Source organism: Streptomyces sp. NPDC005820 (genome assembly GCF_040630255.1).
GTDB lineage: Bacteria > Actinomycetota > Actinomycetes > Streptomycetales > Streptomycetaceae > Streptomyces.
Window position 1 is genome coordinate 107,817 of sequence record NZ_JBEXXE010000018.1, and the last position, 14,265, is coordinate 122,081.

Here is a 14,265-nt window from a genome sequence, read left to right on the forward strand (position 1 = left end):
ATATTGCATAGGGGGAACCGTTGCGTGATGAGAGGGAGAAGTGACTCTCGCACAGCCTGACGTCACGGTGATCATCGGGGCGTACGAAGCGATGCCGTACCTCGTCGAATGCCTGGCGTCGGTCGAGGCACAGACGCTGGACCCGGCGCGGATCGAGGTCGTCGCCGTCGACGACGGCTCGAAGGACGGCACCGGGGACTACCTGGAGGAGTTCGCCGCCCGCGCCCCCATGGCCGTCACGGTGATCCGCCAGGAGAACTCAGGCGGCCCCAGCGGCCCGCGCAACGTCGGCCTGGCCAAGGCCACCGGGCGGTACGTGTTCTTCCTCGACGCCGACGACCGGCTCGGCACCGAGGCGCTGGAGCGCATGGTCGCCATGGCCGACCGCAACGGCACCGACGTCGTCCTCGGCAAGGTCGAGGGCGTCAACCGCAACGCGCCCAAGTCGATGTGGGGCAAGAACCGCGACCGTACGGACGTGTTCTCCTCCAACATCAAGTTCACGCTGAGCGCGCAGAAGCTGTTCCGCCGCGCGTTCCTGGAGCGTCACGGCATGCGCTTCGACGAGTCCCTGTGGACCGGCGAGGACGCGCTGTTCACGATGGAGGCCTATCTGCGGGCCGACGGCGTCTCCATAGTCGCCGACCACACCTGCTACTACCTGGTGGGCCGCGACGACGGCAAGCACGTGACGAAGAGCGGCAGTTACAAGCTCCGCTTCGACTCCGCGCGCGCCCTGATGGGCCTGCTGGAGCGGATGCTCCCGCCCGGCCCCAAGCGGGACGTGCTCATGGTCCGCCCGTTCCTCGTGACGCTGCTGCCGCAGTTCGGCCCGGTCTTCCTCCGGCAGGACGAGGAGATCCGGCGCACCAAGTTCGAGCTCGCCAAGCCGCTGATGGACGCCTACTGGAACGAGGGCGTCGCCCAGCGCCTCAAGGTCCACGAGCGGCTGCGGCTTCAGCTGCTGGCCATGCAGCGCCCGGACCTCCTGGTGGACGTCCTGGAGTTCATGAAGGCCAAGAGCGAGCCCCGTCCCGTCCTGAAGAAGGGCGGCACCCAGCTCTATCTGGCCTACCCCGGCTACCGCTCCCGCAAGGAGGGCGTCCCCGACCGCGTCTACCTCGCCGAACCGCGCGAGGCCAAGGCCTACCCGGGCTGGCGTCAGACCCCGGCCGAGACCTTCCTGCGCGGTGCGACCCGCAAGGTGCGGCGCAAGCTCGGACGGCTGAAGAAGCGGGTGAGCGGGCCGCGCGGCCGGGTGCACGCCTGAGCGACGGTGCGGGCGCGCGCCGCTACTTGGCCGGCTTCAGGGCCCGGCCCATCACGCGGCGCGCACGGCGGTAGATCGAGGGCGTGGGGATGGACGCGGCCGCGGCCTTGGCGGCCGCCTTCGCCCCCGCCCGGGACTTCGCCAGCTCCCGCTTCAACTGCGCGTTGTGGGTGTCCAGTTCGGTGATGCGCTGCTGCAGCCAGCCGAACCGGCTCGTCAGTGAGGCGATGTCCGCGTCGATCCAGGGGCGCACGCCCGCCGGGAAGCGCAGCGCGCGCAGCTGCTCGTCGAAGGCCTTGCCGCCGTCGCCGTGCGTGAAGGTGTTCTCCAGCCCGTTCTTGTCGAGGAACGAGGTGAACCGGTCGAACCGCTCCCGGTGGTTGCCGGTCAGCGCGCCGAAGTCGGCCTCCTCGTACAGCTCGGCCGGGTCGAGGTCCGCGGGCACCTCGCTGAGCAGCCGGTGCGGGATCTCGAAGTAGCGGCACAGCTCCAGCGTGCGCGAGTCGAAGGCCAGCACGGTGGCCGGCGTACCAGCCAGCAGGGCCGCGATGTTGCCGTGGATGCGCGAGCCGAACGAGTAGTCGAACTCCTTGAGGTCGTCGATCCAGGTGACCGGGTCGATGTACATCCGGACCTTGTCCTCCCGGTACATCGGGTGGTCGGGGTGGGTCGGCATCTCACGGATCCGGCCGACCGGCGAGTCGACGTCACGCCAGTGCAGCTGACGGGCGTCGGTGAGGTTCTGTCCGATGTAGCGCAGGTGGGGATAGCGCTCATGGGCCCGTTTGAGGATCTTGCTCAGGCCCCCGCGCACCGCGGTGTGCGAGCCGTTGGTCGAGATCCTCGACTCGGGGGTGATGGCCGCCACCCGCTTGGTCACCTCGAGCCGGTCGCCGTGCATGAACAGCGACGGGCAGCCGATGATCTCGACGTCCCTGAAGCCCATGTCGGTGAGGTACTTCGCGGTGAACTCGCCCCGCACCCCGATGGACGCGCTGTGGTCCAGCACCGCGGAGACGAAGTCCCGCACGGTGGACTCCATGGACTTCAGCCGCGCCGGATCGTTGTCCAGCCCGGCCTGCGCGCCGACGCCCACCACCACGACGGGGATCTTCAGCTTCGAGATCAGCTGGGTCAGCCGCTGGAGCGGGGCCTCGAACGTCGGCCGGAAGGCGTTGGCCAGCGGTACGACGAACGCGTCGTACTCCTCGTTGATCTGGCCGGCCGCGCTGACCTGGGTCGCGATGCCGTTGGACACCACCTCCGCGCTGCCGGGCACCGTGAGGATCTTGTGCGTGGCGTCACTGAAGATCAGGTTGCCGGAGTTGGTGGCAAAGACGTCGCGGTGGAGGGCTTCCTCGACGGGGACCACGTCGAAGGGGCTCTTCCCCGACCTGAGGAGTATGCGCTTCACAGGGCGAACTGTAGGTGACACAAACTTCAAAATAAATTTGTATTCCCTTCAGATTCCATGTGGAACCAACGCAGCTTTTTTGCCCTACGCAAAGAGTGAGCAAACGGTTACGCAGGCGGACCGTCCGGGGACTGGTACTCGCGCGCGGCCCCGGGGTGCGTTCGCGTAGATTGCGAGAAGGCCCGGCAGGGCTCGGAACGGCAGCGCGAGGGGACGAAGAACAAGGTGGCAGGGGCAAGGCAGGCCGTGGGCGAGGCCCGCAGGATCGTCGTCAAGGTGGGCTCCTCGTCGCTGACCACGGCCGCCGGGGGACTGGACGCCGACCGGGTGGACGCCCTCGTCGACGTCCTCGCCAAGAGCCGCAGCGGCGGTGAACGTGAGATTGTCCTCGTTTCCTCCGGCGCCATCGCCGCCGGCCTCGCCCCGCTGGGACTGCGCCGCCGCCCCAAGGACCTGGCCCGCCAGCAGGCCGCCGCCAGCGTCGGCCAGGGCCTCCTCGTCGCCCGCTACACCGCCTCCTTCGCCCGCTACGCCGTCCGCGTCGGCCAGGTCCTGCTGACCAGCGACGACATGAGCCGCCGCGCCCACCACCGCAACGCCTCGCGCACCCTCGACAAACTGCTCGCGATGGGCGCGTTCCCCATCGTCAACGAGAACGACACCGTCGCCACCGACGAGATCCGCTTCGGTGACAACGACCGCCTCGCCGCGCTCGTCGCCCACCTCGTCCACGCCGACCTGCTGGTGCTCCTCTCCGACGTGGACGGCGTCTACGACGGCGACCCCAGCAGGCCGGGCACCTCCCGGATCGCCGAGGTGCGCGGCCCCGAGGACCTCGCGCACGTCGAGATCGGCAGCGCCGGCAAGGCGGGCGTCGGCACCGGCGGCATGGTCACCAAGGTCGAGGCCGCCCGGATCGCCACCGGCGCCGGCATCCCCGTGGTCCTCACCAGCGCCGTGCACGCCGCCGACGCCCTCGCCGGCGGCGACACCGGCACCTACTTCCACCCCACCGGCAAGCGCTCCGCCGAACGGCTCCTGTGGCTCCAGCACGCCTCCACCCCGCAGGGCTCGCTCACCCTGGACGACGGCGCGGTCCGCGCGGTCGTGGAGCGGCGCACCTCGCTGCTGCCGGCCGGGATCGCCGGCGTCGAGGGCGACTTCAGCGCGGGCGACCCCGTCGAACTGCGCGACACCGCCGGACACGCGGTGGCCCGCGGCCTCGTCAACTTCGACGCCAGGGAGATCCCCCGGCTGATCGGGCGGTCCACCCGCGAGCTGGCGCGCGAGCTCGGCGCGGAGTACGAGCGGGAGGTCGTCCACCGCGACGACCTGGTGATCCTCCACCCCTGAGGCCGTCGAACGGCTGTCTGCGGAGGGCCCCGAACGGTCCGTACCGGTGGGGGACGTTCCGTGAAACCGCCCCAAGGAGCCGTGCGGCCTGCTCAACTTTGTCTCAGGGAGACCAGCCACACGAGCGCTGCGGAAGGAGACCGTCGTGAGACGAGTGCGCCCTGGGGTGGCAGCGGCCCGTGGGAGTACCGGCGCGTCCGGCGAGGAACGCGCGCTGACCAGCGTGGCGGCGGGGGAGCGGTACGAGGGACCCGCCGACCTGCCCCGGCTCTGGCACGTCACCCTCAGCGTCTCCGGCGAGGAGGCACCGCTGGGGGAGGTCCGGCGCGCGCTCGAACAACTCGCGCACGACCATCCCTTCCTCCTGACCAGCCGCTATGCGGGCGATCACGCGGAGATCCGCTACTGGGAGGAGGCCCGCGACCTCCACGACGCCGCCGCCGTCGCGCTGCGCCTGTGGGGTGAGCACCGGCGCACCTCCCAGCTGCCGCCCTGGGAGATCGTCGGCCTCGAGGTGATCGACCGGGAGACCTACCACCAGCGCATCGCCGAGGGCTACGGCCCGGCACCGGCCCGCCCGGTCGGCGTCCACCCCTTCTGACCCCCGTCCGGCCCGTCTCGGTTCCTGGGACGGCCCATGGAACGACCATGGCCCCCTCCACCCGGCGCACTACCCTTCCCGTATGACCACGCTCTCCCCGTACGACGCCATGTCCCCGGTCACCCAGGCCGCCTACCGCGCCAAGGCCGCCGCCGCCGACCTCGCGCCACTGCCCCGGGCCGCCAAGGACGACGCGCTGCTCGCCATCGCCGACGCGCTGGAGGTCCGTACGAGCGAGATCGTCGAGGCCAACGCCAAGGACATCGCCAAGGCCCGCGAGGCCGGCACCGCCGAGTCCGTCATCGACCGGCTGACCCTCACCCCGGAGCGGGTGCGGGCCATCGCCTCCGACGTGCGGGACGTCGTCGCGCTGCCCGACCCGGTCGGCGAGGTCGTCCGCGGCTCCACCCTCCCCAACGGCATCGACCTGCGCCAGGTCCGCGTCCCGCTGGGTGTCGTCGGCATCATCTACGAGGCCCGCCCGAACGTGACGGTGGACGCCGCCGCGCTCTGCCTGAAGTCCGGCAACGCGGTCCTCCTGCGCGGCTCCGCCTCCGCGTACGAGTCCAACACCGCCCTCGTCCGCGTCCTGCGGGACGCCGTCGGCGGCGCCGGGCTGCCCGCCGACGCCGTCCAGCTGGTGCCCGGCGAGGGCCGGGAGTCCGTGCACGAGCTGATGCGCGCCCGCGGCCTGGTCGACGTCCTCATCCCGCGCGGCGGCGCCTCCCTGATCCAGACCGTGGTCATGGAGTCCAAGGTCCCCGTCATCGAGACCGGCACCGGCAACTGCCACGTCTACGTCGACGCGCAGGCCGACCTCGACATGGCGATCGACATCCTGATCAACTCCAAGGCCCAGCGGGTCAGCGTCTGCAACTCCGCCGAGACCCTCCTGGTCCACCAGGACATCGCCGCCGAGTTCCTGCCCCGCGCCCTGGACGCCCTCGCCGAGGCCGGGGTCACCGTCCACGCCGACGACCGGGTCATGGCGTACGCCAAGGACTCCCGGGCGAAGGTCGTGGAGGCCACCGCCGAGGACTGGGAGACCGAGTACCTCTCCTACGACATCGCCGCCGCCGTCGTCGACTCCCTCGACAAGGCCGTCGAGCACATCCGGCTGTGGACCTCCGGCCACACCGAGGCGATCGTCACCACCTCGCAGCAGGCGGCCCGCCGCTTCACCCGGCTGGTCGACTCCACCACGGTCGCCGTGAACGCCTCCACCCGGTTCACCGACGGCGGCCAGTTCGGCTTCGGCGCGGAGATCGGCATCTCCACCCAGAAGCTGCACGCCCGGGGCCCGATGGGCCTGCCGGAGCTGACCAGCACCAAGTACATCGTCACGGGCGACGGACACGTACGGCGCTGACGCACCGCCCCGACGGGACGCCTCCGCACCACCGTGAGAGGCGTCTCATCCGGCGGACGAATTTCCCCACCGTCTGCCCAAACCGAACCCCCAGGTCTACTCTGGATCCGTGCCGGAGGACGTGGGGGGCACGCCGTTCCCTGACGGCTGGGAGCCCGACGACGACCACGACCGCGGGGTGTCGGACGAAGAGTTCGCCTCCGTGGTCTTCGACGAGGCCTTCGTACGGGCGGCCGTGGTGCACGAGCCGTCCGCCGTGGAGCGCCTCCTGGCCGCCGCCGAGGCGAGAGCCGAGGCCTCCGAGGCCGAAGCCCACCGTGCTCGCGCGCGCGGCGACCGCTACGACGACGTGTACGGACCCGGCGATTTCGGCCATGATCCGGACTTCGACGACCTGGACGACGACGACCCGGACGGCCGTCACGGCCCCTTCGGACCGTACGGCAAACAGGTCCGCTGGCACCGTCCCGTCGCCTGGATGCTCGCCGTCGTCATGGGCGTCGGCATGGTCGCGCTGGCCTTCGCGGCGGTCTACCGGGGCTCCTCCTCCAGCAGCCGGGACCAGGTGCCGCCGCCCGCCTCGACCGGACTGGAACAGGGCAGCGCGGCGCCGCCCTCCGCCTCCACGGGCTACTCCCGGCCACCGGCCTCGGTGGTACCCCGCACGCCCTGAGGACCCGCCCCGTGCGGCACCCGCCCGCCCGGGTCGAACCTGGTGAGAACCTGTCAGAACTTGTCGCGCAGCGGGGCGTTTACCCGAGCCCCGCGCGACCTACCCTGAAAGTATGGGCGGGCCTGGCAACCCACCGGAGGGGACACCCGAGGGCGCTCCCGGAGGTGGAGAGGACGAGTACCGATCCGTCGTCTTCGACGAATCGTTCGTCCGCGCTGCCCGGCTCCAGGAGTACTCGGCCCTGGAGCGCATGGCCGACCACGCGCCCGCCGTACGCCGCCGCCCGCCCCTGCACCGCGGTCTGTCCCGGCAGGCACTGATCCTGGTCCTGCTGATCGCCGTCGCCTTCGGCACCGCGATCTACATGGGCGTACGCAACCCGTACCAGAGCTCCGCCACCCGCCGGGCCGTGGAACCCCTGCGGATGACCGTCGTCCCGCTGGCCCCGCAGGGGGTGGTGCCCGGCACCGCCGACACCGGGTCGCTGTTCGCCCACAGCCCCGCCGCGCAGTTCCGCGTCGGCGCCGAGGGGATCCCGCTGCCGGCCGCCCGGCGCACCGCGCACTTCTCCGACAGCCAGGTCGTCACCGCCCTGACCACCGCCAAGGAGTACCTGGTGCGCTCCTCCCTCTATCCGGAGGTGCTCACCGGGCAGGCGGTGCAGCCGGTGCGCGGGCTGATCGACGCCGAGCAGCTCGACCAGTTCGACGAGAGCTTCAGCCATCCGGCCGCCGACGGGCGGCACGCGCCGACCGGCTGGCTGGTGCGCTTCGATTCCGCCCGGACGGAGCTGGCCGACCGCAAGGTCCGGGTCCAGGGCACGCTGACGGCCGTCGAGACCGACTCGGCGACGCTCGAGGTCACCGCGGAGCACACCTTCGTGTACGCGCTGCGGCCGGCCGGGGCCGACGCCAAGGCGCCGGCCTCCCTGTTCACCGTCCGCCGTGAGCTGCTGTTCCGGTTCGACCGGGAGGATCTGCGGACCCGCCAGACGCAGATCGTCTCGGCGACCGTGCAGGCGGGGCCGCTGTCCTGCGCGGAGGACTCCACGAACCAGCTGCGGCCGTTGCTGGCCGGCCGGACCGCGGTGGGCCGACCGCCCGGAACCGATCCGTTCGCGACGGGCGGCGCGGCATTGTGCGGGACGCTTGCCGCCGGGGCTGAGCCGAAGTTCTGAGGCCGCGGGCCGGCGGGGGCCGGTCGCGCCCACGCGGCGGAGCCGCATATCGGCACAGCCCCGCGCCCCTCAGGGTGACGGCCCCTGCCGGCGTCGACCAGCGCCCCTTTTACTGGGCGCTTTCCGCCGGAGGCTCCTCATTCCCCTCCGGCGTGCTCGTGAAGCCGTCGAAGCCTCGGCGGACTCGGCCGCCCAGGCCGCCGGCGCCGCCCGCGATGTCGGTGACCAGCTTCATCAGGGGGTCCTTGGAGGACTTGATGTTGGTCGCGTAGTGGGAGGCGGACTCGCGGAAGGAGTCGGAGACCGAGGTGTTCTTGTCGTCGTCGCGCCGCGGGTAGTGGCCGTCCATGATCCGCTGGTGGTCGCGGGACTCGGCCCACTTCTTCAGCTCAGCCGCCCGGACCGTGGCGAAGGGGTGCGTCCGGGGCAGGACGTTGAGGATCTTCAGGACGGAGTCGCGCAGGTCGCCGCCCTCCTCGTACTCCTCCGCCTGCTTCAGGAACGCGTCCACGTTCATCTCGTGCAGATGGTTGCCGCCGGCCAGCTTCATCAGACCGCGCATCGAGGCCTGCAGATCCTGGCCGACTAGGAGACCGGCCCGGTCGGCGGACAGCTCCGACTTGCGGAACCACTCGCGCAGCGCCGTGACGATCGCCATGATCGCGACGGTGCCGAGCGGGATCCAGGCGACCCGGATGGCGAGGTTCGTCAGGAAGAGGAGGATCGTGCGGTACACCGCGTGTCCGGACAGGGCGTGGCCCACCTCGTGTCCGATGACGGCCCGCATCTCCTCCTCGTCGAGCAGCTCGACGAGCCCGGTGGTGACCACGATGATCGGCTCGTCCAGGCCGATGCACATCGCGTTCGGCTGCGGGTCCTGGTTGACGTACATCGGCGGGACCTTCTCCAGGTCCAGGATGTAGCAGGCGTCCCGCAGCATGTCGTTGAGGTGCGTGAACTGCTGGTCGGAGACCCGCACCGAGTCGGACAGGAACAGCAGCCTCAGGCTTCGCTCGGGCAGCAGCCCGCTGAGCGCCTTGAACACGGTGTCGAAACCGCTCAGCTTGCGCAGCGCCACCAGGGCGGAGCGGTCGGCCGGGTGCTCGTACGCGCGCGAGGAGATCCCGGGGAACCGGGTGCGCTGCCTGCTCGGCACGTTCTCCGAGCCGTTGTTCTCGCGGCCGTCGTCGGACATGTACTCCCCCATGTGCGTCTGTGTGGCCCTCGTGGTGCGGTCCGCCCTTTGCGGACCCTTGTGCGGCCCTTTGCGCCCCCGAAGCAGAGCCCAGCCTAGGCGGAGTTACCGTGGACGGGCACTACACCTAAGGAGTCCCGAACCATGGAGCAGCACCCCGCGGCCGCCTGGCTGACCGAGGCCGCCCAGCAGCAGGGGGCGGGGAACCTTCTCCGTGTCGTACTGATCGTGATGATCCTGGGCTGTGTGCTCACCGCGTGGTTCGTACTGCGGGGCTACAAGCGGAAGGACGACTGAGTCCGCGCGAAGGTTCCCATTGGCGGAGTCGGCGTGATCGCCGCCGAGCGCCCCGCTTACGATGGGCCGACATCTTTATCCCGCCCACACCGGATAGGTCGTCCCGAAGATGAGCCTTCACAGCGCCGCTGCCCAGCTGGTCACCCTCGCCGCCGAGGGCGAGGAGCACGGTGGCAACCACGAGAGCCTGAACCCCCTGCTCACCGGCGGTGGCGCGTTCATCATCCTGATGCTCCTGCTCTGGGTCACCACGCGCTTCAACCGCGACCGCTGAGGCACTCCGTGTTCATACCGGGGTTCATACCGGGGTGGATACCGGTGCACTTCGGGCATCGGTCGGCCGGTGTCCTCAGGACGGGCCGGTAGGGTCTGCACGCATGGGAGAGCAGGACATGCCTACCGGCCCGTCGAACCCGGGCAAGCGCCGCCTGGGCGTCATGGGCGGGACGTTCGATCCGATCCACCACGGACACCTCGTGGCGGCCAGCGAGGTCGCCGCACAGTTCCACCTGGACGAGGTCGTGTTCGTCCCGACCGGTGAGCCCTGGCAGAAGAGCCACCGCCGGGTCTCCCCGGCCGAGGACCGCTATCTGATGACGGTCATCGCGACCGCCGAGAACCCCCAGTTCTCGGTCAGCCGTATCGACATCGACCGCGGCGGCGCCACCTACACCGTGGACACCCTGCGCGACCTGCGGGCCCTCAACCCCGACACCGACCTCTTCTTCATCACCGGCGCCGACGCCCTCGGCCAGATCCTGACCTGGCGCGACAGCGAGGAGCTGTTCTCCCTGGCGCACTTCATCGGGGTCACCCGGCCCGGCCACCACCTCACGGACCCCGGCCTCCCGGAGGGCGGCGTCTCCCTCGTGGAGGTTCCCGCGCTGGCCATCTCCTCGACGGACTGCCGTGCGAGAGTCGCCAAGGGAGACCCCATCTGGTACATGGTGCCGGACGGAGTCGTGCGTTACATCGACAAGCGCGAGCTGTACCGCGGCGAGTGAGCCGAGAGGGGTACCGGTGAACGACCGATACGACGCGGGCTACGGGGGCGACCCCTACGAGCTCGTCGGCTACGACGAGTACGGGCAGCCGATCTACCGGCAGGTCGCGCAGCAGCCCTACGACGCCTACGGGCAGCAGGGGCAGCAGAACCAGCAGGGCTACGGGTACGACCCGTACGCCCAGGGCGGTCAGCAGGCGCCCCCCTACGACCCCTACAACACCGCGGTGCAGCAGACCGGCCCGGGCTACGCCCCGTACGACGCCGGTACCGCGGCCCCGTACGACCCCTACGGGCAGACCGTCGCCGGCGGACAGCACCTCCGGGCCGAGCAGCCCCGTACCGCCGAGCAGACCGCGTACATCCCGCAGCAGGCCGGACCGGCCGAGGACGAGAGGGACGCGCAGACAGGCGGCCAGGAGGGTTCCCGGGCCCCCGAGGGGGACCGACGGGAGTACCACACCGGGCAGTTCGCGTTCGTGGAGGAGCCCGACGGCGACTCCGAGGACGTCATCGACTGGCTGAACTTCACCGAGAACCGCACCGAGCGCCGCGAGGAGGCCAAGCGCCGCGCCCGCAGCCGGCTCGTGGCCCTCGCCGTGGTCCTCTCCCTCGTCGCGGTCGGCGGCGTGGGCTACCTCTGGTTCGCCGGGAAGCTGCCCGGACTGTCCTCGTCCGCCGGCTCCAAGACCGGCGCCACCACCGCGAGCGCCGCCCAGAAGCGCGACGTGGTCGTCGTCCACCTGCACAACACCTCCGGGGGCGGCACCAGCACGGCGCTGCTCGTCGACAACACCACCACCAAGCGGGGCACCACCGTCCTGCTGCCCAACTCCCTCGTCCTCACCGACACGGACGGCACCACCACGACCCTCGCCAAGTCCGTCGACGACGACGGCTCCGACGGCACCCGGGACGCCCTGGACACCGTCCTCGGCACCGACATCGAGGGCACCTGGCGGCTGGACACCCCCTATCTGCAGAACCTCGTCGACCTCGTCGGCAACATCGAGGTCGACACCGACACCGACGTCCCCGACCCGGCCGCCAAGAAGAAGGGCCAGGCGCCCCTCGTCAACAAGGGCGAGGACCAGACCCTCAGCGGCAAGATGGCCGTCGCCTACGCCACCTACCGCGCCTCCGGCGAGGCCCAGAACGCCCAGCTGGAGCGGTTCGGCCAGGTCATGCAGGGCGTCCTGCGCAAGGTCTCCTCCGACGCGTCGGCCGCGACGACCACCGTGCAGACGCTCGCGCAGATCCTGGACCCCTCGCTCACCGACAAGGACCTCGGCACCTTCCTCGCCAAGCTCTCCGACCTCGCCAAGGGCGGCGACTACAAGACCGCCCTGCTGCCGGTCCAGGCGGACGGCACGCTCAGCGCCGAGGACAGCGCGAGCGTCGTCAAGGACGTCCTCGGCGGCACCGCGAAGAGCCCCGACAAGGACGCGGCGGTCAGTGTCTCCGTGCGGAACGCCGGCGGCACCAAGGCCGACACCGAGGACGCGCGCGTGGTGCTCCTCAACGGCGGCTTCACCTTCCTGGACGGCGGCACGGCCTCGGCCACGCAGCCCACCTCCCAGGTGCTGTACGCGGACGCCGCCGACAAGGAGAACGCCACCGAGGTCGCCAAGACCCTGGGCCTGCCCGCCGGCACCGTGAAGAAGGGAAAGGTCTCCGGGAACGCGAACGTGTCGGTCGTCCTCGGCCAGGACTACGAGCCCTCGTCGTAGCCCGCCCCCTGATCGCGTGGGGGGCCGTCGGCGGTCCGTGAGACCCTTGAGGTCAAACGACCGCCGACGGAAAGCCACGTAGTGACCGCCACCGACCGCTCCATCGAGCTCATCACCGCCGCCGCCCAGGCGGCCGCCGACAAGCTCGCGCACGACATCATCGCCTACGACGTCAGCGACGTGCTGTCGATCACGGACGCCTTCCTGCTGGCCTCCGCGCCCAACGACCGCCAGGTCAAGTCGATCGTCGACGAGATCGAGGAGCGGCTGCAGAAGGAGCTCGGCGCCAAGCCGGTCCGCCGCGAGGGCGACCGCGAGGCCCGCTGGGTCCTGCTCGACTACGTCGACATCGTCGTCCACGTCCAGCACAGCGAGGAGCGCGTCTTCTACGCCCTGGAGCGGCTGTGGAAGGACTGCCCCGAGCTGGAGCTCCCCGAGGACGCCGTGGCCACCAAGGGCAAGGCCGCGGAGTACGCCAAGCTGCGGGCCGAGGAGGACGACGCCGCCGAGTTCGGGGAACTGCGGTGACCGCCTCCGGCCGGGGCCGACGCGTCATCCTGTGGCGGCACGGCCAGACCGCGTGGAACGTGGAGCGCCGCTTCCAGGGCACCACGGACGTCGAGCTGACCGAGACCGGCGTGGCCCAGGCCCGCCGCGCCGCCCGGCTGCTGGCCTCCCTCAAGCCGGACGCCATCGTCGCCTCCGATCTCTCCCGCGCGGCGGCCACCGCCACCGAGCTGGCCGAGCTCACCGGTCTGGAGATCACCCATGACGAGGCCCTGCGCGAGACCTACGCGGGCGTGTGGCAGGGCCTGACGCACGAGGAGATCGTCGCCCGCCACGGCGACGAGTACGCGGCGTGGAAGCGCGGCGAGCCGGTCCGCCGCGGCGGCGGCGAACTGGAGACCGAGGTGGCCGACCGGGCCGCGCCCGTGGTGCTGCGGCACGCCGAGAAGCTGCCCGAGGACGGCACGCTGGTCGTCGTCAGCCACGGCGGCACGATCCGCACCACGATCGGCCGTCTCCTCGGCCTGGAGGCGCACCACTGGGAGAGCCTCGGCGGCCTCTCCAACTGCTGCTGGTCCGTCCTCGGCGAGGGCGCCCGCGGCTGGCGCCTGCTCGAGCACAACGCCGGCACGCTGCCGGAACCGGTGCTCGGCGACGACGACTGAGCCGATTTCGCTTTCCGGCAGGTCGCAGGCTAAAGTTCTTCTTGTTCGGCCCGCAGGAGCGGGGAGAACAGATGGGGCTATAGCTCAGTTGGTAGAGCGCCTGCATGGCATGCAGGAGGTCAGGAGTTCAATTCTCCTTAGCTCCACAGCGACAGGACCCCGTCCGATCGACTCGATCGGACGGGGTCCTTCTCGTTCCTACGGCCCCTGAGTGAAGCGCACTTGAGTCGGAACCGCCTCACCAGGCGTATACCTCTGCGGAGGCGCCGCCGTGTCCGGACTGGTACTGAGGCGTCGCTGACCGTATTGGCCCGGCCGTGGCAGAATCAAACGGCCGGAAGGGGGCGCGGCCCGACGGGAGGGAGTAGCGATGCCTGCGAGCATCCTCGGAGAGGTCGGCCACCTCTCCGGAGCGGCGTTGACACGGGGCAAGGCCACCCGGCTCAGCTGCCCTTCCTGCGGTTCGGCGTTCGTGGCCCAGGTTCTCGGCGACAACGGCGGGATCTCCTACGTGTGCACGGCCTGCGGCCACAGCTGGAGCTGATTCATGGGTGCACACAGGCGGAAGTGCGACTGGTGCGGCAGCGGCACCCCGATCGTCCGCGACATGGAGCCGGTCAACCCCGACTACCAGTACTGGTGCGAGGAATGCGCCCGGGCGCTGATCATAAAGGGCGACCCCATCGAGACGTACCGCGAGCTGGAGGGCGAGCCGATCTACGGGCGGCTGCTCGAGGAGCACTGCACGCTCAAGCGGTTCTATTCGTTCGTCACTGCTTGACATTCCGGCCAAAATGGACAGAACGGAAACGATTTGGTGGTCCACCCCCCGGACCGTGTAATGTTGGCGTCGTCGCCGGGGAAACCGGGCGGAGCAAAGCAAGGGGCTATAGCTCAGTTGGTAGAGCGCCTGCATGGCATGCAGGAGGTCAGGAGTTCAATTCTCCTTAGCTCCACAGCAGAAAGATCCCGCCGGGTCGAATCGGACTCGGCGGGATCTTTCTTTATGTC

Annotated in this window: 16 protein-coding genes and 2 tRNA genes; 16 read left to right on the forward strand and 2 right to left on the reverse strand. The window is 70.5% G+C overall.

The window, feature by feature from the left end:
• The first annotated feature begins 40 nt into the window (after positions 1-40).
• Positions 41-1,270 carry a glycosyltransferase family 2 protein gene (locus ABZ464_RS22885; protein ID WP_359279475.1) on the forward strand — a complete coding sequence of 410 codons (1,230 nt, stop codon included), beginning with the start codon at positions 41-43 and terminating at the stop codon, positions 1,268-1,270.
• Between the two features lie 22 nt (positions 1,271-1,292).
• On the opposite strand, the gene ABZ464_RS22890 is transcribed toward ABZ464_RS22885, so the two are convergent.
• The gene (locus ABZ464_RS22890) at positions 1,293-2,684 is read right to left on the reverse strand and encodes a polysaccharide pyruvyl transferase family protein (protein ID WP_359279476.1); all 1,392 of its coding nucleotides are present in this window, start codon (positions 2,682-2,684) and stop codon (positions 1,293-1,295) included.
• A gap of 246 nt (positions 2,685-2,930) precedes the next feature.
• On the opposite strand from ABZ464_RS22890, the gene proB reads away from it, so the two are divergent.
• The 5 genes from proB to ABZ464_RS22915 all read left to right on the forward strand — a co-directional run bounded on the left by proB (position 2,931) and on the right by ABZ464_RS22915 (position 7,857).
• A complete protein-coding gene (gene proB / locus ABZ464_RS22895) occupies positions 2,931-4,037 on the forward strand; it encodes a glutamate 5-kinase (protein WP_359279551.1) in 1,107 nt (368 codons plus the stop codon).
• Between the two features lie 154 nt (positions 4,038-4,191).
• Positions 4,192-4,638, forward strand: a complete 447-nt coding sequence (locus tag ABZ464_RS22900; protein WP_359279552.1) for a hypothetical protein — start codon at positions 4,192-4,194, stop codon at positions 4,636-4,638.
• An 82-nt stretch (positions 4,639-4,720) separates the two neighbouring features.
• Entirely contained in the window at positions 4,721-6,007 is a 1,287-nt protein-coding gene (locus tag ABZ464_RS22905) for a glutamate-5-semialdehyde dehydrogenase (protein ID WP_359279477.1), read from the forward strand.
• A 109-nt stretch (positions 6,008-6,116) separates the two neighbouring features.
• Positions 6,117-6,680, forward strand: a complete 564-nt coding sequence (locus tag ABZ464_RS22910; protein ID WP_359279478.1) for a hypothetical protein — start codon at positions 6,117-6,119, stop codon at positions 6,678-6,680.
• A 112-nt stretch (positions 6,681-6,792) separates the two neighbouring features.
• Positions 6,793-7,857: a hypothetical protein gene (locus tag ABZ464_RS22915; RefSeq protein ID WP_359279479.1), complete on the forward strand. Its 1,065-nt coding sequence runs from the start codon at positions 6,793-6,795 to the stop codon at positions 7,855-7,857.
• Positions 7,858-7,966: 109 nt separating this feature from the next.
• Here ABZ464_RS22915 and ABZ464_RS22920 read toward each other — a convergent pair whose 3' ends face one another.
• Positions 7,967-9,052 carry a M48 family metallopeptidase gene (locus ABZ464_RS22920; protein ID WP_359279480.1) on the reverse strand — a complete coding sequence of 362 codons (1,086 nt, stop codon included), beginning with the start codon at positions 9,050-9,052 and terminating at the stop codon, positions 7,967-7,969.
• A 144-nt stretch (positions 9,053-9,196) separates the two neighbouring features.
• Between ABZ464_RS22920 and ABZ464_RS22925 the strand changes: the two genes are divergently transcribed.
• The 10 genes from ABZ464_RS22925 (at position 9,197) to ABZ464_RS22970 (ending at position 14,210) form a co-directional block, all read left to right on the forward strand.
• A complete protein-coding gene (locus tag ABZ464_RS22925) occupies positions 9,197-9,349 on the forward strand; it encodes a hypothetical protein (protein ID WP_359279481.1) in 153 nt (50 codons plus the stop codon).
• Between the two features lie 109 nt (positions 9,350-9,458).
• Positions 9,459-9,623: a hypothetical protein gene (locus tag ABZ464_RS22930; protein WP_166663481.1), complete on the forward strand. Its 165-nt coding sequence runs from the start codon at positions 9,459-9,461 to the stop codon at positions 9,621-9,623.
• 103 nt (positions 9,624-9,726) lie between these two features.
• Positions 9,727-10,353, forward strand: coding sequence for a nicotinate-nucleotide adenylyltransferase (nadD, locus tag ABZ464_RS22935; protein ID WP_359279482.1), 627 nt, complete (start codon positions 9,727-9,729; stop codon positions 10,351-10,353).
• Between the two features lie 16 nt (positions 10,354-10,369).
• Entirely contained in the window at positions 10,370-12,082 is a 1,713-nt protein-coding gene (locus ABZ464_RS22940; protein WP_359279483.1) for an LCP family protein, read from the forward strand.
• A gap of 81 nt (positions 12,083-12,163) precedes the next feature.
• Entirely contained in the window at positions 12,164-12,610 is a 447-nt protein-coding gene (gene rsfS / locus ABZ464_RS22945; protein ID WP_359279484.1) for a ribosome silencing factor, read from the forward strand.
• Positions 12,607-13,254: a histidine phosphatase family protein gene (locus ABZ464_RS22950; protein WP_359279485.1), complete on the forward strand. Its 648-nt coding sequence runs from the start codon at positions 12,607-12,609 to the stop codon at positions 13,252-13,254. Before rsfS ends, ABZ464_RS22950 begins: the two co-directional genes overlap by 4 nt.
• Before the next feature lie 73 nt (positions 13,255-13,327).
• A tRNA-Ala gene (locus ABZ464_RS22955) sits at positions 13,328-13,400 on the forward strand.
• A 224-nt stretch (positions 13,401-13,624) separates the two neighbouring features.
• On the forward strand, positions 13,625-13,798 hold the full coding sequence (locus tag ABZ464_RS22960) for a hypothetical protein (protein WP_107103374.1): 174 nt from the start codon (positions 13,625-13,627) through the stop codon (positions 13,796-13,798).
• Positions 13,799-13,801: 3 nt separating this feature from the next.
• The gene (locus ABZ464_RS22965; RefSeq protein ID WP_003976229.1) at positions 13,802-14,035 is read left to right on the forward strand and encodes a hypothetical protein; all 234 of its coding nucleotides are present in this window, start codon (positions 13,802-13,804) and stop codon (positions 14,033-14,035) included.
• A gap of 102 nt (positions 14,036-14,137) precedes the next feature.
• A tRNA-Ala gene (locus ABZ464_RS22970) sits at positions 14,138-14,210 on the forward strand.
• Positions 14,211-14,265 lie beyond the last annotated feature (55 nt).

What these genes read in the sequence shown, in the direction of transcription:
- ABZ464_RS22925 (WP_359279481.1), top strand. Translation starts at nt 9,197, where the DNA reads ATGGAGCAGCACCCCGCGGCCGCCTGGCTGACCGAGGCCGCCCAGCAG.
- ABZ464_RS22960 (WP_107103374.1), top strand. Translation starts at nt 13,625, where the DNA reads ATGCCTGCGAGCATCCTCGGAGAGGTCGGCCACCTCTCCGGAGCGGCG.
- ABZ464_RS22965 (WP_003976229.1), top strand. Translation starts at nt 13,802, where the DNA reads ATGGGTGCACACAGGCGGAAGTGCGACTGGTGCGGCAGCGGCACCCCG.
- nadD (WP_359279482.1), top strand. Translation starts at nt 9,727, where the DNA reads ATGGGAGAGCAGGACATGCCTACCGGCCCGTCGAACCCGGGCAAGCGC.
- ABZ464_RS22920 (WP_359279480.1), bottom strand. Translation starts at nt 9,052, where the DNA reads ATGTCCGACGACGGCCGCGAGAACAACGGCTCGGAGAACGTGCCGAGC.
- ABZ464_RS22905 (WP_359279477.1), top strand. Translation starts at nt 4,721, where the DNA reads ATGACCACGCTCTCCCCGTACGACGCCATGTCCCCGGTCACCCAGGCC.
- ABZ464_RS22930 (WP_166663481.1), top strand. Translation starts at nt 9,459, where the DNA reads ATGAGCCTTCACAGCGCCGCTGCCCAGCTGGTCACCCTCGCCGCCGAG.
- ABZ464_RS22915 (WP_359279479.1), top strand. Translation starts at nt 6,793, where the DNA reads ATGGGCGGGCCTGGCAACCCACCGGAGGGGACACCCGAGGGCGCTCCC.